The 18,135-nt window shown below is 34.7% G+C and carries 18 protein-coding genes and 1 pseudogene; 2 read left to right on the top strand and 17 right to left on the bottom strand.

The genetic code is table 11. The annotated features are described in order from the left end of the window. Positions 1-13: 13 nt before the first annotated feature. The 7 genes from VF726_RS02800 to VF726_RS02770 form a co-directional block, all read right to left on the bottom strand. The gene (locus VF726_RS02800) at positions 14-289 is read right to left on the bottom strand and encodes a flagellar biosynthetic protein FliQ (protein WP_001098085.1); all 276 of its coding nucleotides are present in this window, start codon (positions 287-289) and stop codon (positions 14-16) included. Between the two features lie 33 nt (positions 290-322). Beyond that, positions 323-1,081, bottom strand: coding sequence for a flagellar type III secretion system pore protein FliP (locus VF726_RS02795; RefSeq protein WP_001220582.1), 759 nt, complete (start codon positions 1,079-1,081; stop codon positions 323-325). Further along, positions 1,078-1,398: a hypothetical protein gene (locus tag VF726_RS02790; RefSeq protein ID WP_000121176.1), complete on the bottom strand. Its 321-nt coding sequence runs from the start codon at positions 1,396-1,398 to the stop codon at positions 1,078-1,080. Before VF726_RS02790 ends, VF726_RS02795 begins: the two co-directional genes overlap by 4 nt. A 12-nt stretch (positions 1,399-1,410) precedes the next feature. Then, entirely contained in the window at positions 1,411-1,770 is a 360-nt protein-coding gene (gene fliN / locus VF726_RS02785) for a flagellar motor switch protein FliN (RefSeq protein ID WP_000680010.1), read from the bottom strand. A gap of 10 nt (positions 1,771-1,780) precedes the next feature. Beyond that, a complete protein-coding gene (gene fliM / locus VF726_RS02780; RefSeq protein WP_064459929.1) occupies positions 1,781-2,767 on the bottom strand; it encodes a flagellar motor switch protein FliM in 987 nt (328 codons plus the stop codon). A 14-nt stretch (positions 2,768-2,781) separates the two neighbouring features. Then, complete coding sequence (locus tag VF726_RS02775) at positions 2,782-3,006, bottom strand: flagellar motor switch protein FliN (protein ID WP_000775712.1); 225 nt, start codon at positions 3,004-3,006, stop codon at positions 2,782-2,784. Positions 3,007-3,068: 62 nt separating this feature from the next. Further along, positions 3,069-3,860 carry a lytic transglycosylase domain-containing protein gene (locus tag VF726_RS02770; protein ID WP_440165638.1) on the bottom strand — a complete coding sequence of 264 codons (792 nt, stop codon included), beginning with the start codon at positions 3,858-3,860 and terminating at the stop codon, positions 3,069-3,071. A 256-nt stretch (positions 3,861-4,116) separates the two neighbouring features. Between VF726_RS02770 and VF726_RS02765 the strand changes: the two genes are divergently transcribed. Beyond that, positions 4,117-4,923, top strand: coding sequence for a flagellin N-terminal helical domain-containing protein (locus tag VF726_RS02765; RefSeq protein ID WP_001222389.1), 807 nt, complete (start codon positions 4,117-4,119; stop codon positions 4,921-4,923). 348 nt (positions 4,924-5,271) lie between these two features. Further along, positions 5,272-5,817: a hypothetical protein gene (locus VF726_RS02760; protein ID WP_440165636.1), complete on the top strand. Its 546-nt coding sequence runs from the start codon at positions 5,272-5,274 to the stop codon at positions 5,815-5,817. 137 nt (positions 5,818-5,954) lie between these two features. Here VF726_RS02760 and VF726_RS02755 read toward each other — a convergent pair whose 3' ends face one another. From VF726_RS02755 to VF726_RS02710, 10 genes and pseudogenes are all read right to left on the bottom strand, one after another. After that, on the bottom strand, positions 5,955-9,515 hold the full coding sequence (locus VF726_RS02755) for a hypothetical protein (RefSeq protein ID WP_440165634.1): 3,561 nt from the start codon (positions 9,513-9,515) through the stop codon (positions 5,955-5,957). 631 nt (positions 9,516-10,146) lie between these two features. After that, positions 10,147-10,318, bottom strand: a pseudogene (locus VF726_RS02750) (molybdopterin molybdenumtransferase MoeA); the annotation flags it as partial. 362 nt (positions 10,319-10,680) lie between these two features. Beyond that, positions 10,681-11,628, bottom strand: coding sequence for a DNA-binding domain-containing protein (locus tag VF726_RS02745; RefSeq protein WP_440166685.1), 948 nt, complete (start codon positions 11,626-11,628; stop codon positions 10,681-10,683). A gap of 791 nt (positions 11,629-12,419) precedes the next feature. Further along, positions 12,420-13,328, bottom strand: coding sequence for a chemotaxis protein (locus VF726_RS02740; protein WP_000075958.1), 909 nt, complete (start codon positions 13,326-13,328; stop codon positions 12,420-12,422). 124 nt (positions 13,329-13,452) lie between these two features. Continuing rightward, positions 13,453-13,938 carry a hypothetical protein gene (locus VF726_RS02735; RefSeq protein WP_000068318.1) on the bottom strand — a complete coding sequence of 162 codons (486 nt, stop codon included), beginning with the start codon at positions 13,936-13,938 and terminating at the stop codon, positions 13,453-13,455. A 307-nt stretch (positions 13,939-14,245) separates the two neighbouring features. Further along, positions 14,246-14,581 carry a DUF3964 family protein gene (locus VF726_RS02730; RefSeq protein ID WP_440165631.1) on the bottom strand — a complete coding sequence of 112 codons (336 nt, stop codon included), beginning with the start codon at positions 14,579-14,581 and terminating at the stop codon, positions 14,246-14,248. A gap of 49 nt (positions 14,582-14,630) precedes the next feature. After that, positions 14,631-15,956, bottom strand: coding sequence for a flagellar hook protein FlgE (gene flgE, locus VF726_RS02725; protein WP_440165629.1), 1,326 nt, complete (start codon positions 15,954-15,956; stop codon positions 14,631-14,633). 16 nt (positions 15,957-15,972) lie between these two features. After that, entirely contained in the window at positions 15,973-16,557 is a 585-nt protein-coding gene (locus VF726_RS02720; RefSeq protein WP_440165627.1) for a flagellar hook assembly protein FlgD, read from the bottom strand. Positions 16,558-16,560: 3 nt separating this feature from the next. Further along, positions 16,561-17,676, bottom strand: coding sequence for a flagellar hook-length control protein FliK (locus tag VF726_RS02715; RefSeq protein WP_440165625.1), 1,116 nt, complete (start codon positions 17,674-17,676; stop codon positions 16,561-16,563). A gap of 10 nt (positions 17,677-17,686) precedes the next feature. Then, entirely contained in the window at positions 17,687-18,097 is a 411-nt protein-coding gene (locus VF726_RS02710; RefSeq protein WP_098080157.1) for a cytoplasmic protein, read from the bottom strand. Positions 18,098-18,135: the final 38 nt, after the last annotated feature.

The following is an 18,135-nucleotide window of genomic DNA, read 5'->3' as shown; positions in this document are numbered from 1 at the left end:
CAGTTCACCCATCTTAGTACGAACGCAATAGCGATGGAATTTTATCAAATAAATCTAAAATAAGCGTCGTTAACTCTTGAAACATCCACGGACCTAAAATGATAATAACGAGTACGATACTCGCCATTTTCGGTAAAAACGTCAGCGTTTGCTCTTGAATTTGCATCATCGCCATAATAACAGCGATTATAATAACGACAATCATACTTACGCCGGCAACCGGCATTAAAATCATAACCCCTTTATAAAAAAAGGTTTGAAAAATATCTATAATTGGTGACGTATTCATTTATATGACTCCTATCACATAGCATCAAACGCTTCAGGCGACCGTTTTAAACATAATGTCGACGATTTTTGTATATCCACCTAAATATACGAAAACGAGTATTTTAAATGGTAAACTTAAAATCATCGGCGGTACCATCATCATCCCGAGGTACATTAAAAGTGTACTAATAATCAAATCTATAAATACAAACGCTAAATAAATGAACATCCCCGTTAATAATCCCTTTTGAATTTGCGTTAACGTAAAGGATGGTACGAGCGTAAATAAGGAAAGATCCTTTAAATCTTTCGGCAACTCTTCTCCGCGCACTTTCAGCATCATCTTTAAATCATGCTTATACGTATGCTTTGACATATACTCTTTCATAATCGGAGCTGTCGTCTCCGCAGCTTGACTTACTGTTATTTTCTCTTTCGTCATCGGATCCCACACATCGCTCTTTAGCTGCCCAAGTACAGGCTGCATCGTAAAGAGTGATAAAAATAATGCGAGTCCAACAAGTACTTGGTTCGGTGGTAAATTCATTACCCCAAGTCCTTGACGTGTAATCCCAAGAACGATCATAAAATAAGTAAAATGTGTAAATAATAGAACGATAGAAGAAGATAATGATAAAAGGGTAACGAGCGCAAATAACTGTACACTTGAATTGCTCGTAAACTCTTTTCCATTTTCGAAATTAATAAAACCGTTCGGGGCCGCATACGCTGGATTTACAAAAATAATTGAAAAAACGATAGAAAATACGAAAATAACGGCTAATAATGATAACTGTTTCTTTATTCTCATGATGGATCCTCTACTTTTTTCGTTTCACTCTTCACCGCGTCTTCTAGTGCTTGTTGAAACTGATTTCCTGTTCCTGTTAATTGCACAGATTGTACACCGTTATTACTAATAACAGTGAACACTTGCTTGCCATCCACTTCAAATAAAAAGGCACTCGTTTGATGATTTAAATACACGCCGTCTTTCACTTGAATATGGCCATTTTCACCTTGTTTAAAAAACTGCTGCTTGCGTGTCTTTTTCGTCATATAATATGCACCGTAGCCGAGCGCACCAAACAGTAAAACGACTTGAAATAAGGTCGTCATATACGACATATGACTCCTCCTCTACTCTTTATCTTGCATTTGACTTTGCGCTTTCATAAGCGCAGCTTGCTTCTTATCGGCTTCAATTTCAGAAATGATAATACCGAACTTCTCGTCCATTACGATCGCTTCACCGATGCCGACTTTCATATTACTTAAATACACATCTACTTTATGTCCTAAGTTTTTCTCTACTTCCAGAACATCGCCAACTTTTAACTGTTTCACATCACCAAGCGTAATAGATGACTTTCCAAGCTTTACACCAAGTTCAATCGAAATATCTGAAACGGTATCAATATGTGCTTTACCCGCTTCATTTCGCTTTCCTGCAAAATCTTCTAATCCCATTAATGACACAGGAGATACTTCATGCTTCATATGGATCCTCCTACTCTACAAAACTTTTAAATAAGAGCGCCTTACGCGTTCCATCTTTTCCAATAAAACAATTAAATTTATGCTTTCCATCTACATAACCAAGTAATTCGTCCGAAACTTTCGTATGAAGCGGAATAATATCGCCTTCTTCAATTTGTTCAATCTCACCCATTGTCATCTTTTGCTCGCCAATTGCAACGTGAACAGGTTTATACACTTGATTTACTTTCACTTCCACTTCAGACGTATACTTTTTACGCTTATCCGAAGAATGTTCGACAATATTTTCAGACGTTAACTTATCCATAATTTCTTCAACAGATAAGAACGGAATACCGATACGCACCGTCGTATTCCAAAAATCTGTTTTCATATTTACGTTCAGTAATGAAATGATATCACTCGCTGTCGTAATCTTTAATGCATTCGGGTCTGTCTCCGTCGTTACAAATTTCGGTTCAATCGCAACAACGCTTTCAAATGATTGCTCTAAATTTTTACAAAGGAGCATAAAAATATTATCCAGTGTTAAAAACTCAAATGCTGTAAGTGGCCTGCGCATCGTAAAGTTACGCTTACTATCTCCGCCAAGCCAACATTCATGAATATAAATAACGAACGCTAAATCAATCTCAATAACAATTTCTCCAAGCTCCGGGAGGCCAAGATCAATAACGCAATATAAATAGTAATCTTTCGGCATTTTCTCCACATACTCACTCGTAAACGGAACTTGCTCAACCGTTGAAGGCTCTAACTCAATCGGAATACGCATACGTGCTGCCAACGTCTGTGACGTCTGTTTACCAAATGTAGAAGCAATTGCTTGCAAGCTACGTAAATGCTCAACACCGAACTTCTCCGGTCTATTAAAATCATACTCTTGAAATTTCTCTTGCTTCCCTGCTTCTTGTGCAAAAGCTGGCATTTCCTCGCCTTCATTTACCGCCTTCAGCAGGGCATCAATTTGTTCTTGGCTTAATTTTTCGCCACTCATGACAATCCCCTTCCCTACCTTTTCAATTCAACGATTTCAACGTACATCTTCCCATTTTTCGTCAAAATCTTTCCGGTTCCAATCTCTTCATTCTCAAGCATAAGACGTACCGTATTTTTCGTTGAATTTTCAAGACGATACAATGTACCTTTCGTTATATGAAGCAAATCTTCAATTTTCTTTTTCGTATTTCCGATTTCAAAATAAATTGTTAACGGAATATCATCTTGTAATTTCAAATCTAGCCAACTCCCATATCATGTTCACAAAAATTTCATGTTCTCTCTATATATGAAATTTCTTATTTTGAAACGTCGATATTTAATATTTTTTTAATATATCCTTGCGTTTCTTTAAATGGCGGTACGCCTCCGTACTTTCTCACATTACCAGGACCAGCATTATAAGAAGCAAGTGCCAATACTAAGTCGCCGTTATTTTTCTTTAAATAACCGCTTAACTCTTTCACACCGCCCTCAATACTTTCAGCTGGTGAAAATGGATTTTTTATACCCATCTCTTTCACATTCGCTGGCATAAGCTGCATAAGACCCATCGCACCTGCATGTGACACCGTTTTCGGATTAAAATTAGATTCTACTTCAATCATTTTTTGAATTAACGTTTTCGGAATTCCGTATGTACGACTTACCCGATCAATAATATCCTCATATTTCCCCTCATTGGAAGAACGTATTTTTTGAATATTATACTTCTTCGTTAATTCCCACGTATCAGCAGCCTCATTTTTCGTTTCTGGGAAACGTCGTTCAAACTCTTTTTGTGCGACTTGCACTTCATCTACGTTCTTCGTTTCAGTCTTTTCTTCAGGCTTACTCGCTTCCTCTACTTTATTAATAGATTGTTCCGTTTTATTTACGACCGTTTCTATTTTCGTAGATTGTACCGGCTGACTCATATCCTCTACCTCTACCTTTGCCGGCTGCGTAGTGCCCTTCGTCTCCTTCGCAGGTTCACTCTGCAACTTCTCTTGAAAACGACTACTAACGAATGCTTGTGGACTACTTAGCTTTTGCTGAATTTGCCCTTTCTTATATGCAAGCACTTCTTTTACTATATTTCCAACTAACATAATATCACCTTTTCGGTAAACAAAGATAATCTAATATTAGAGTTTTTTTTTAAAGTTTGCAATAATCCTTTTAATAATTATGTAATAAAAAAATGAATATATTGTTAAACTGTTATTTTTTTATATTTATTAATTCGAATTTTTAGTTGACACCCACTACGACAGGGATTACAATAAATCTCGAAATTGATTTTTTTGCATATTACCGTTTTTCAATTTGCAGAAAAATCAATATAAAAAAATGGGGGTTCTTAACATGAGAATTAACACAAACATTAATAGCATGCGTACGCAAGAGTACATGCGCCAAAACCAAGAAAAAATGAATACAGCTATGAACCGTTTATCAAGCGGTAAACGCATCAATAGTGCTGCGGATGATGCAGCGGGTCTTGCTATTGCTACTCGTATGCGTGCACAAGAAAGCGGGTTAAATGTCGCGTCTCGTAATACTCAAGACGGTATCTCTTTAATTCAAACAGCTGATTCTGCATTAGGCACAGTATCTAACATTTTACATCGTATGCGTGACCTTGCTGTTCAATCTGCTAACGGCTCAAATGGAGAAACAGATCGTGACGCTTTAGATGGTGAATACCAACAGCTAATTACCCAAATTGGATACATTGCAGATAATACAGAATTTAATGGAACAAATCTGTTAAAAGCTGATACTACAATTTCCATCAAATCTACTGATAAATCAAAAGCTAGTACAATTGACATCGAAACTAAAGCAGTTGACGGAAGTGGTTTAGGTAGTATTACAGGTACTGATGGTACTACAGCAGATGAGGCAATTGAAACAATAGATACAATGATAGATGCAATTGCAGGAAACCGAGCTACATTAGGTGCTACATTAAATCGTTTACAATATAATGCCGAAAACTTAAACAATCAATCTACAGCTATGTCATCTTCAGCTTCTCAAATTGAAGATGCTGATATGGCAAAAGAAATGTCTGAAATGACTAAGTTCAAAATCTTGAACGAAGCTGGCATCAGCATGCTTTCTCAAGCAAACCAAACTCCACAAATGGTAAGTAAATTATTACAATAATCCATTTGATGCTTTATTAAAAATACATCTCTCCCCTTATGGAGAGATGTATTTTTTTACAATAACTAAGAAGGTGTTCCTATACTCTATGGTATATCTTCAATTAAGACGAAATCCTTTTCATCATATGCAAATAAAATTCCTATATACTCAACAATCAATTACATTGAACAAACTCCTAAACTCGCAGATAGTTCTTCTACAAAAATAAGTAACAAACTTCAAAAGAGAAAACATACGTTACAATCTACTAGTCATTCTAATATAAAAGAGTGTTTAAAATTAAAGAACTTAACATCTTCATTATAAACTCTCACGAATATGCTAATAAAAATGCGTGATTTTATTATGAATTTTCTTAATAAAATCACTCTTAATCAAACCGTTATAAATATAGAATCCAAAAGATTATCAGAACCACTTACTCATGCCAATAATACTACAGATGTAAATACACTTGATTCTACAACAAGTCTATCATTCTCCTCATTAAGTAAAAAGGCAGCCTCTTTAATGAAAAGTACTCTTAAAGTTTCAACAAAGACTAATGCTAGTAAGACAATTACAAAAATAAATATTACATCCCAAGAAGTACAACATCATCATATTGAAATTAATGTAATGATACAACGCCTTCAATTACATATTGGACACTTAAATACTCAAAACATATCCCTGTATTCTATTCCATCTATAGGTAAGAATTATACAACGAAAAAGCTCAGTGAATTTGTGAAACATAAATTATTATCAGAAACAGCAATATGTAAAATTCCCCTTATTTTTTCTTTTCACTTACCTATTCATTTTAACTATACCATTAATGTTTATTCGATTAACATGTTCCTATCCCCCTTCTCTGTTCAGCATTCTAATGTCAAATTTCACTTTTAACATGTCTTATTTTGATTATGTTTTTTATCCTCTTCTATCTAAAATCCCTCCAAGAAAGTTCAAAAAGCATCAGGTATTTTCTTTTCAGAAATGTCCTGATGCTTTTTTATAAATAATTATAAAAATTATTTATTCATTTACTCCGCAATATAATCTTTTGCTGTGCGTGCACTTTCTAGCTTATTATTCTTTGTGATAGTAACATAAACTTTTCCTGCCTGTTCCCCTAGTTGTTTAATCTTTACATTTACTGCTGTCTTTTTATCTCCTACAGTTCCTGTGCCCAGTTTTTCCCCTTCTGTTAATGCGTCATAAACATTTACAACATCACCTGTAGCTAACCCTGTTACTCTCACAATATCATCTTCACCATCATTGTTTAGCACAACAATATTGCTTGCTTTTAGAGCTTCTGATACTTCTGTTGCGTATTTTACTGCCGTTCTACTACTTTCATCTTTATTTGGTTTTGTCACAGTTACGTACACTGTTCCACCTGTTGATTCTAATAAGTCTTTCATTTCAATTGTTGCTTCTTTTCCACCTTCAGCTACTGCTTCTGATGTCGCTTTTGCTTCTCCATCTTTCGCTACGTTGTATACTTTTACAATGTCACCTTCTGTTAAATCTGTTACTTGGATTGTATCTTCTACACCGTTTTTATTGTTTTTTACTACAATTGTTTTTGCTGCTGGCGCTGCTGATACTTCCGTATCATACTTCACTGCTGTTCGTGGGCTTTCTAAACCATCTACACCTTTTACGCTCACGTACACTGTTCCACCTGTTGCTTTTAAAAGATCTGCTTTTTTAATCTCTACTTCTTGTTTCTCTTTTTCTACTGTTTCTGTTGCTAATGCATTTCCTTTTGTTGCTACGTCATATACCGTTACGATATCGCCTTCAGCTAAACCTGTTACTTTAATTGTATCTTCTGCTGCTTTTTTATTATTTGCTACTGTGATTGTATCCGCCGCTGGCGCCTTTGTTACTGGCTCTGTTTCGTATTTTACTGCTGTTCGGCTACTTTCATCTTTATTTGGTTTTGTCACAGTTACGTACACTGTTCCACCTGTTGATTCTAATAAGTCTTTCATTTCAATTGTTGCTTCTTTTCCACCTTCAGCTACTGCTTCTGATGTCGCTTTTGCTTCTCCATCTTTCGCTACGTTGTATACTTTTACAATGTCACCTTCTGTTAAATCTGTTACTTGGATTGTATCTTCTACACCGTTTTTATTGTTTTTTACTACAATTGTTTTTGCTGCTGGCGCTGCTGATACTTCCGTATCATACTTCACTGCTGTTCGTGGGCTTTCTAAACCATCTACACCTTTTACGCTCACGTACACTGTTCCACCTGTTGCTTTTAAAAGATCTGCTTTTTTAATCTCTACTTCTTGTTTCTCTTTTTCTACTGTTTCTGTTGCTAATGCATTTCCTTTTGTTGCTACGTCATATACCGTTACGATATCGCCTTCAGCTAAACCTGTTACTTTAATTGTATCTTCTGCTGCTTTTTTATTATTTGCTACTGTGATTGTATCCGCCGCTGGCGCCTTTGTTACTGGCTCTGTTTCGTATTTTACTGCTGTTCGGCTACTTTCATCTTTATTTGGTTTTGTCACAGTTACGTACACTGTTCCACCTGTTGATTCTAATAAGTCTTTCATTTCAATTGTTGCTTCTTTTCCACCTTCAGCTACTGCTTCTGATGTCGCTTTTGCTTCTCCATCTTTCGCTACGTTGTATACTTTTACAATGTCACCTTCTGTTAAATCTGTTACTTGGATTGTATCTTCTACACCGTTTTTATTGTTTTTTACTACAATTGTTTTTGCTGCTGGCGCTGCTGATACTTCCGTATCATACTTCACTGCTGTTCGTGGGCTTTCTAAACCATCTACACCTTTTACGCTCACGTACACTGTTCCACCTGTTGCTTTTAAAAGATCTGCTTTTTTAATCTCTACTTCTTGTTTCTCTTTTTCTACTGTTTCTGTTGCTAATGCATTTCCTTTTGTTGCTACGTCATATACCGTTACGATATCGCCTTCAGCTAAACCTGTTACTTTAATTGTATCTTCTGCTGCTTTTTTATTATTTGCTACTGTGATTGTATCCGCCGCTGGCGCCTTTGTTACTGGCTCTGTTTCGTATTTTACTGCTGTTCGGCTACTTTCATCTTTATTTGGTTTTGTCACAGTTACGTACACTGTTCCACCTGTTGATTCTAATAAGTCTTTCATTTCAATTGTTGCTTCTTTTCCACCTTCAGCTACTGCTTCTGATGTCGCTTTTGCTTCTCCATCTTTCGCTACGTTGTATACTTTTACAATGTCACCTTCTGTTAAATCTGTTACTTGGATTGTATCTTCTACACCGTTTTTATTGTTTTTTACTACAATTGTTTTTGCTGCTGGCGCTGCTGATACTTCCGTATCATACTTCACTGCTGTTCGTGGGCTTTCTAAACCATCTACACCTTTTACGCTCACGTACACTGTTCCACCTGTTGCTTTTAAAAGATCTGCTTTTTTAATCTCTACTTCTTGTTTCTCTTTTTCTACTGTTTCTGTTGCTAATGCATTTCCTTTTGTTGCTACGTCATATACCGTTACGATATCGCCTTCAGCTAAACCTGTTACTTTAATTGTATCTTCTGCTGCTTTTTTATTATTTGCTACTGTGATTGTATCCGCCGCTGGCGCCTTTGTTACTGGCTCTGTTTCGTATTTTACTGCTGTTCGGCTACTTTCATCTTTATTTGGTTTTGTCACAGTTACGTACACTGTTCCACCTGTTGATTCTAATAAGTCTTTCATTTCAATTGTTGCTTCTTTTCCACCTTCAGCTACTGCTTCTGATGTCGCTTTTGCTTCTCCATCTTTCGCTACGTTGTATACTTTTACAATGTCACCTTCTGTTAAATCTGTTACTTGGATTGTATCTTCTACACCGTTTTTATTGTTTTTTACTACAATTGTTTTTGCTGCTGGCGCTGCTGATACTTCCGTATCATACTTCACTGCTGTTCGTGGGCTTTCTAACTCTTCTACATTTTCAACACTTACATATATTGTCCCAGTAGTTTTTGCATTTTTTGCAATTTGTTTGATTTTCACTATACCTATTTCTAGCTCAGAATCTCCCTTTACAATTGCTTTCCCTAGCTCTTTCCCTCCACTAGAAGCATCATAAACTCTTACTGTAGCCCCTTTTTTTACACCTTCCACTTTTACTTCATCTTCTACACTTGCTTTATTATTCACTACTGTTATCATTTTTACAGCCGGTGCTTTTGTTACTGGCTCCGCAGTATATTTTATCGCTGTTCGGGAACTTTCTTCCTTTTCTTTTTTCGTCACAGTGACATACACTGTGCCACCTTTTGCTTCTAATAAATCCTTCTTAGAAATTGTCAAAGATTTACCCTGCTCTTCTACTGTGCCCTCTGCTAATATCTCTGTAGATTTGATTGTACTATAAACTCTTACTTTATCCCCTGCTTCCAATTCACTTACTTGAATCGAATCTGTATCACCAGTTTTTTTATTTTCTATTTTTACATATGTCGCTTTTAGATCACCAGATTTCTCTACTGCTGCAAAAGCTGTAGAAGTTGGATGAATAGCAGACATCAATAATATTGAACTCATACCAAGACCTGTTAAAAATTTTGTATTTTTATTTTTCATTTTTATAGCCTCCCAAATCTTATTTTTTATTTATAAAAATAATTTTATATTTTTATTTTACAATACTATATATTAACGATTTATATTATCCTACTTTTTTTAAAAATAAGCTAGATAGTTAATTAAATTTTTTTATAAAAATATTTAATTAACTATCATTTAAAGTATTTCTGAGAATTGTTTCACTTAAAATTTAATTTTCAAACTAGTGGCCAATAAAAATACAAGCAACTGTCATATATACTCATAATCCCCTTATATGAAACCCAATATCGAATGAATACTAACTTAAAAATTTTAACAAAGAACTAAATATTGTTTCTACTCGTCTATAGAATATCTTAATTACGAGTTGTGCCCATACAGGTATAAATATTTTTTTATTAGTTGCTCAACCTTCCAATGTTACCGCTCCAAAAAGAAAACGTGATTTGCATAGATAACGAGTTTCAAATATTAACAGAACAAATTTTCTATATGGATTAAGCTATAGTACTCAATAATCAATTTTTATTTAATGGGTAAAGTGTACAATATCAGTAAATATATTCCACCCTACTATGGATAAAGAACATCTAATCCCCTTTTTATATCCTCCCGTACCGTCTAGTAGTATAATAAAAGTGTTTCAACCTACTAATAAAGAAAACGAACTAGATTATCTAATCCTGATGGATAGGCGAATAATAGCTCTTAATTGCAATATAACTTTGTTCGTATAAACCTTTTAAATGGATAGATTTTAGAAAATCTTCTCCCAGTAATGTTCTTTCTCGTTTCACGTGTGATTTTTCACTAAGCATCTAGGTACGGATACTAGATTTTACTAATAATATTTAGCTAATAAACATTTATAATTCTCTACTGATACACCGTTAATTGTAATTAATATATCTTCTTTTACTTAACACTTTTTCACAACTGGCACTTCGCTGTAATCAAATATAGCAAAGAAGAAATGAAATACCTAGATTGATGTAAACTCTTAGTTTCCTAAAAATCATTCCTTTTCGAATATCTTTACCTCGGAAAGAATCCTTATCTCTTTTTTAATTAAATGCTTCATTTTCACATATTCTCCCTTTTCCCGGAACGATTTCATACAAAACAAAAGGGAAATACATATAAACTATGTATCTCCCTTTTATTTTATACCCAATTTTTATTACTGCGTTACAGTCATAACCTGCCCACTACGATCAACCATAATTTTCATTTTACCGTCTTGTGCATTATATAACCCTAATTTATGCAAATCTTGTTTACATTCTTTTACGAAGAAAGGTAATGTGCGAATTTGATCGATATCAGAGCTCGTAATGAAATGAATTAAATGATGCGTCATTTCTTTTATATCATGAACAAGCTCTTCCTTTTCTCGCTTAAGCCTTTCATTTTCAACCCGTAATATATGTAGTTCACCTTCGAGTCCACGAGCATTCTTTTCATCTTTTGAACGCTCTGCGGCCATGCTAGAAAGCTTATAGATTCCTTCCATAAACTGATGTAGTTCATGCTCTTTTCTTTCACTACACTCGTTAATCGTTTCAAAATTATCAACAATGCCAGATATAACTGTTACAAGATTTTTTTCATTCTCTATATTTTGAATTTCTTTTCTTAATTCTTTCTCGTTTCCTTTTTTCATCTCAACAATCGGTTCTTTTACAGGCATGTATTTTCGCTTTCGTCCTGGTTTTTGTTTTTCAATATTTTCAAACGGTATTTCACATTTTTTTAATTTGTAATACGTATTTTGTAATTGACTTGCTGTTTTCGGAAAAAGATTTAGTTCTTTTTTACTAACGTATTTTGAAATATTAATAATGTTTAAACCGTGACGTTGGGAAAATTGATACACTTCATACAGTAACTCTAACTCAGACTTCAGCCATGTAATTGTAGATTTTTCATACGCCCGCATCCCGCCATTTTTTTCTATATCTATTTGAAATAATACCATTCTATTATATAAATCAACTAATTCTTCATACTCTACTCGGAATTGTTTCTCTATTTTTTTTAATTCCTCTTCTAGTTGCACATCGTTCATTTTATTATTTGACATGTTTTGTAAAAGACTTAATACATTGATTGCTGTGTGGTGATACATAATCTGCGCCACGCCCCCTCATCCTTTCACAATTCTCATCTGACTCCCATGTCTTTTCAGAAAATAGAAATTTTTCCATATCAATATTATAACATTTCAAAATTATCTGTCAAATATTAAACATACAAAAATGTATAGAAAGTATAGAAACAGGAAAATTATTTTTAATTAATATGTATAATTACATATTAATTATATTATATGGTATTCTGGATGTACTTTCACCAAAAAAGTTTGCGTTACTACGCAACCTTACTAGCATATTCCAAAAATACGCTCTCTTATGTTTTCAAATAAACAAGCCCGTTATTTATTCATTAAACGAATTGAAAATCTCGAAGTAGAGACTATTCATATAGTCACAAACACTCCAGAAACGTTTAATCTTTCTACCTGTACAGTTAGAGTATAGAATGCAAAAAAGGAACTAGCCAGTACTACTTACACATGGCTAGTTCCCTCCTCCCTACTAAAAAAATAGAGTTGTATATCAGTTCTTCAAACCCTCAATCAAAGGCTCTTTTCTTCTACTGACCTAAAACCACTCCATATATCTGATCTCACATCGCATGGGGCTCTATTAGGCACTAACCGCCACCACGAATGGCTAGAATATAACGCAACTATACACCGGTTCTTCTCAAACTCTCTCGGTATACCACTTCCTACATTTACCCAAAAAAGCTTCATATCTCTGGTCTCACATCGCATAGGGCTCTATTAGGCACTGAAACGCTCTACGCATGGTTAGAGCTTCTATTCCAGCTAAAAAAAGCTTTTCAAAACGTTTTTTACAGCACTAACTTATCAACTAAACCAATTAACTCTTGAATATCTGGCTTACTTACTTGAGCATTTGCTCCTACAGCTTCGCCTTTATGGAATAATTCATTTGTAATTAATGAAGAGAAAATAATGACCGGTAAACGATTCATTACTTCACTATCCTTTACCACTTTCGTTAAATGATGTCCATCCATTTTCGGCATTTCAATATCCGTAATTAGCAAGTGAATATGTTCAAACATTTTTTCCCCTTGCTCTTTCGCTAATTTTTCAATTTGTGCTAATGCTTCGGCGCCATTGCTGAAGAAATTCATTTTCGTATATCCAGCTGATGATAATGTTTCTTCTAATATTTGACGAAGCATCGCTGAATCTTCGGCAATATAAATCACTTTTTCAGCTCGATCTGTTTTCTGTTCTAACCCTGCAAGTGATTTATTGTCATAACCAGTACCGCTAATTTCACATACAATTTTCTCATAATCCAATAGTAAAATGATTTGCCCATCCAGCTTTACAATACCAGATGTCGTTTCTTCTAGTCCCATAGACAATGAAGCTGGTTCATCAATTTGTTCCCACGAAATACGTTGAATTCGATGCACTTCATCAACACGGAAAATAACTTTCATTTGATTTAATTCTGAAATAATAAATTTCGTTTGATCAAGTGGCTTTGTCGATTTTAAATTAAGAGCTGTCGCTAAGTTAATAACAGGTAAAATTTCACCGCGTACTTGAACAACACCTTCAACTGCATGATGAGATTCTGGCACAGTTGTAACAGGGAATGGATTAATGATTTCACGTACTTTCATTACGTTAATACTAAATAGGTTTTCACCAACAGTATATGTAACAATCTCTAATTCATTTGTTCCGCTTTCTAATAAAATACTTTGTGCTTGTGACATAAAGATGTCGCTCCCCTTCCATTAATTCCGTATATCTAATTATTAAGCTTTATTAAACCAAAAAAGTCAACTATCTATATAAAAAATATAGATAGCTGGACGATTGATTTATTTAAAAAGACAATTAATCTTGTATAAACGAAGCAAGTGCCTCTAATAACACTTCTTGTGCTCCTACAATTTCTGTCGGCATCGCTTCCCACTTTTTCGAAAGCTCCGTTTCTACTCTTATTCTTAGCTCCGAATCCATTTCTTCTAGCACATATTCTTTCGTCGCTATATCAACATCAAGTAGCGCAAGCGCATATAATTCTGGATCATTTATTTTTTTAAATAATTGTTTCAATATAGCTGGTGCTATATGTTTTAATTTTTCAATATGAATTTCCTTATCCGAAAATAGTAACTCATATTGAATAAATGTAACATTTTCTTTAATCACTTTAAAATAGCAATTATTTTTTTTATCATTTACAAAATAACCGTTCGGATCTGCAATAATACTCTCTACTTTACGAATTAAATCTGGCAAACTACTCGCCGCCATTACAGTCCGCTGCTCAACCTCACTTGGCGAAATGAATGTAACGCGATACTTATTCTGCGCCATCCTCCTCACCTCTCCTTTTATAAAAATCTATCAACATAAACTATCCAAAAGGCACTGACCTACTATGAAATGATTATCTCATTCCCAACCATTCCAGTACCTCTCATCCCTATGTTCTTACAACTACTTGCGGATCATAGCTGTTATCTACACCTCGCTTAAATCTTCTTACACTCCCCTAGTAACTCTCCATATCTCTGGTCTTACACAACGGTCGAGCACCTACATAAGCACTGACCGATACCACATACCGCCAGGCCCTCTCTCAAAACCTAAAAAAGGGCTTTTAAAAACTTTTTAAGAGCTTTTAAGAACTTTTCAGTAACTCGATGTTATTGAACCAAAACGCTATTTGCTGATCCGCAACATTTGGCAACGTAACAAAAAACTCACGGCACTTCATCTCATCTTTAAATAGTTGATACTTCCACTCGCCTTCACTACCAACACTTACGAAATAAAATTGGTGAATACGGCCAATGATTGCTTGTTTTTCACCAAATGAATAGGGAGGTACTTGCTTAATTTCAAATTGATCCGGTAAATATACATGCTCTTCTCGTTCCATTTTTAACACTTGCTGGGCAAGTTCACGTTTATTTTCGAAAAAAGGCAATTGTAAAATTCGCTCTTGTCTTGTCATACGAATAAAAAACCCTTTCTACTACATTACAATTTTTCTTTATTATATATTATCGAATTAAGTTTACAACTTCATTTAGTACTTCATCTGACACTTTAATTACTTTCGCATTTCCTTGGAATCCACGTTGATATAACATTAAATCAACGAATTCTACAGATAAATCTACGTTTGAACTTTCTTTCGCTCCACCACGTACATTACCTGCGCCATTCTCACCTGCAACTCCTACTCCTGGGATACCTGCTGATGGTGTTGCAATATAATTACCATTTCCTGATTTCATTAAACCGCCTGAGTTCGGGAATGTAGATACTGCTAATTGTCCTACAACTTTCATACTACCATCTGAGTATCTCATCATAATAAAACCACCGTCAGAAATCGAGTAATCATTTGCAATTGCTGCTGGACGTCCCGTTACTTCTGTCGCTGCAATTGTTTTTCCAGTTGGATAGTTCGTTAATCCACTTAAATTTAAGTCCAATTCACCAGATCCAAAAGGAATTTTCACAGTTCCACCATTTATAATTTCCTCTGTTTGAGGATCTCTTTGTACATCAACATCCAGTTTTTCTAACTTACCTACTTTATCGAATTTAAGCTCTTTTGTTAATGGTGTCCCACCAGGACCATTAATAGGCGAAAACTCTTTTTCATTTTTCGAATTGTTTCTTAAAGATAAAGTATACGTATATTCACCCGCAATTGGTGTTTCTACTGGTTTACCTCCTACCATCTCTGTTTTTGTTTTTTGTTTAATATCCATACGTAATGTTAATGAATTTCCTTCATCATCATATACTGTAAAATCTTTTGATGCTGTTAATTGATTACGAGATAAGTTCCCACTAATTGACGCTTTATCAGTTTGAATACCACCAACAGCTGTTCCGATTGGAATTTTAATTGGATTGGGTTGTGATGAGAAATCTATATCTTGTGTTCCCGGTTTTACACCATATCCTAGTACGTATTGACCACCAGTAGTCGTTACAAAGTTATCCATCGACACACCGAATGTACCTTTTCTTGTATATTCTACATTTCCACCATTTCTATCACCGACCATAAAGAAGCCAGTTCCTTCAATTGCCGTTTCCATTTTATCGCCTGTTAAAGAAATTGAACCGTCACTGTAATCTGTAGCTGTCCCACTAAATTTCACACCATTACCAATACTTTTTGGATTCGTACCAGCATAAGAACCATCACCACGAGAACCAACAGTATTATTATATAGTAAATCATCAAATATAGCTTTTTGCTTCTTGTATCCTGTTGTTTGTGCATTCGCAATATTGTTTGAAGTAACACTTAATGCATTTTGCGTTGCATTCATTCCTGTAATACTTGTATATAGCGCTTTAATCATAACTTATGTACACTCCTTATTTATTTTCTGAAACCTCTTCAGTTTCTCCAGTCGTTTCTGTATTTTCTTTTTTCTCGTCTTCTGGATTTGTTTCTGCTATCGGTTTATCTGAAACTCTTTCTACGAAACGAAGTGAGACAACTTGATTATCAACTATAAGTTGCACATCGTTATTTTCGGCAAGCCGAACTGTTTCCACCTGACCAGTCACTTGCTCTCCCTTATCATTTACACCTCTAACGTACTTTCCTAAAAACTTCATCCCTCCATCAAGAGCCGTCGAATACATCGTTGATTGCAGTTTATCTACTGCTTTCGTCATATTCTGTACTTGCTCCATAAGCGATAGCTGTGCTGTTTGGTTCATCATTTGGTTCATATCCATCGCATTAAACGGGTCTTGATGTTGAAAGCTTGCTAAGAAAAGTTTCAGAAAATCATCTTTATCCATAATACCGGGTGTTTTTTGAGTACTTGCTGATACTCCGTTTGCTTGTTGAGCTGTCGACTGTGCACCAGTAACAGATGCGTTTTTTGTTTGTGCCCCTGCTTGTAACGGAATATGATTTGTACTCGTTGTATTTAATCCAACTGTTGGCACACTTTATTCCTCCAATAATCCCGCAAATTCTTTTGCATGTTGTTTTTCATGTTTCGTACTTGCTAATTTTTGTTTTTGTCTTTGCTCTTGTTCTCGCTGTTCTTTTCGATTTTCATCTTTATCTGAATAGCTAATTTGAATATTGATTTCTTTTTCTTTTAACTTCAGTCTCAATTCATCAAAAATGATTTCAACACGTTTTTTCGCATCATGTTTTTCCATTTCTACGTGAACATCAATTTGATCTCCATGTTTTTTCATAAACACCGTTAATGTACCAAGTTTTTCTGGGTTTAACTGAAATAACACACGTTCTTGTTTCACTACAAATTTTTGCAACGCTTCTACTTGTGCTTCCATTTTCTTTCCTAAGTCAGGTAACGTAACTTTCTCAGCGCCACTATTTGATTTTCCTATTTGATCCGTATCCGTTGCTTTATTTAGTAACTCCGCACCCGTTGAACTCGAATCGTTTAACACATCACCTTCCGGCAACTCTATCTTTACATCATCGCCCTCAGCTTTTGGAAGATCTACATCTAAGTCTTTGGCATCTTCTTGTTTCTTTGCAATATTACAAGTTTCTGTTTCTACAATTTTTAATGCTTGCATCGTTTGCTCTGGCATCTTCATTTTGTCTAATGCCATTTGTATTGTATCTTCTAAACATATAGCATTTTTGATATTCATATTTGAAAGAAGTTCTTGTAATTGTTGTAATTCTGCTGCGGGTAATTCGTTAAGTTTTATATTTCCATATTCTTTATACAGCTCTTGTATTTTTTGTATGTATTGATATAACAATTCTGGTTGCACACGTAATTGCTCAATTGCAACCATTTGCTCAGATACAGCTAATAACAACTGTTCTGTCTCTTTTTTTTCTTCTTTCTTTACAATTGGCTCTTCTTTCGTTACTGATTGTTTAGAAAGAATATATTCTTTTTTTTCTTCTTTTGGTGCTTCTTCTCGTTTCATTTTCTCCGTTTTCGGCTGCTTTTTATTTTCCATTCTCATCGTACGATCGAATGAAGAATCTTCACTTTTTGATTGTACTTCTAGCCCTTTTTCTTTTTGCGGAGGTAAACTTTGTTGCACCGGTAATACAGACTGTATCACTATATTCACCTCATCCATTCATACACATTTTCAAATCAAGAAGCATTTTTTCTTCCTGCTTTTCTCGTACTTTAGCAAGCTTTCTACAACCTTCTTGATACATCTCATCAATGACACGTTCTTTTTCTTTTACTTGCTCTAAAAGGCTTTCATTTTTTTGAATAAAATCTTCCGTTTTTTTAATTTTCCGATTCCATTCTTCTATTCTTTCAGGTGAAAAAGTATGTGACGAAAGCATGCCAGCCATTATACGCTGCCCAGTTTGTACGACTTTACTACGCGATTTTACTACATATAAATCATATTCTTTTTTTTGTTCTATTTTTCTTTTTTCACCTGTTAATTCATACACTTCTTTCAAAATCTGTTCTTTTTCTTGATTTATTTGCAATTTTATCGTGTCGTACTGCTGCTTATCCACCTGTTTTTATAGCCCCTTCCTATTATAACGTTCTCTTT

The organism is Bacillus sp. Brlt_9 (genome assembly GCF_051948935.1).
Taxonomy (GTDB): domain Bacteria; phylum Bacillota; class Bacilli; order Bacillales; family Bacillaceae_G; genus Bacillus_A.
This window is presented reverse-complemented; position numbering and strand designations above follow the sequence as displayed.

Bases quoted from the DNA above. Each gene is read 5' to 3' on its own strand.
- VF726_RS02800 (WP_001098085.1), bottom strand. From the start codon at position 289: ATGAATACGTCACCAATTATAGATATTTTTCAAACCTTTTTTTATAAA.
- VF726_RS02795 (WP_001220582.1), bottom strand. From the start codon at position 1,081: ATGAGAATAAAGAAACAGTTATCATTATTAGCCGTTATTTTCGTATTT.
- VF726_RS02790 (WP_000121176.1), bottom strand. From the start codon at position 1,398: ATGTCGTATATGACGACCTTATTTCAAGTCGTTTTACTGTTTGGTGCG.
- fliN (WP_000680010.1), bottom strand. From the start codon at position 1,770: ATGAAGCATGAAGTATCTCCTGTGTCATTAATGGGATTAGAAGATTTT.
- fliM (WP_064459929.1), bottom strand. From the start codon at position 2,767: ATGAGTGGCGAAAAATTAAGCCAAGAACAAATTGATGCCCTGCTGAAG.
- VF726_RS02770 (WP_440165638.1), bottom strand. From the start codon at position 3,860: ATGTTAGTTGGAAATATAGTAAAAGAAGTGCTTGCATATAAGAAAGGG.
- VF726_RS02765 (WP_001222389.1), top strand. From the start codon at position 4,117: ATGAGAATTAACACAAACATTAATAGCATGCGTACGCAAGAGTACATG.
- VF726_RS02760 (WP_440165636.1), top strand. From the start codon at position 5,272: ATGAATTTTCTTAATAAAATCACTCTTAATCAAACCGTTATAAATATA.
- VF726_RS02755 (WP_440165634.1), bottom strand. From the start codon at position 9,515: ATGAAAAATAAAAATACAAAATTTTTAACAGGTCTTGGTATGAGTTCA.
- VF726_RS02745 (WP_440166685.1), bottom strand. From the start codon at position 11,628: ATGTATCACCACACAGCAATCAATGTATTAAGTCTTTTACAAAACATG.
- VF726_RS02740 (WP_000075958.1), bottom strand. From the start codon at position 13,328: ATGTCACAAGCACAAAGTATTTTATTAGAAAGCGGAACAAATGAATTA.
- VF726_RS02735 (WP_000068318.1), bottom strand. From the start codon at position 13,938: ATGGCGCAGAATAAGTATCGCGTTACATTCATTTCGCCAAGTGAGGTT.
- VF726_RS02730 (WP_440165631.1), bottom strand. From the start codon at position 14,581: ATGACAAGACAAGAGCGAATTTTACAATTGCCTTTTTTCGAAAATAAA.
- flgE (WP_440165629.1), bottom strand. From the start codon at position 15,956: ATGATTAAAGCGCTATATACAAGTATTACAGGAATGAATGCAACGCAA.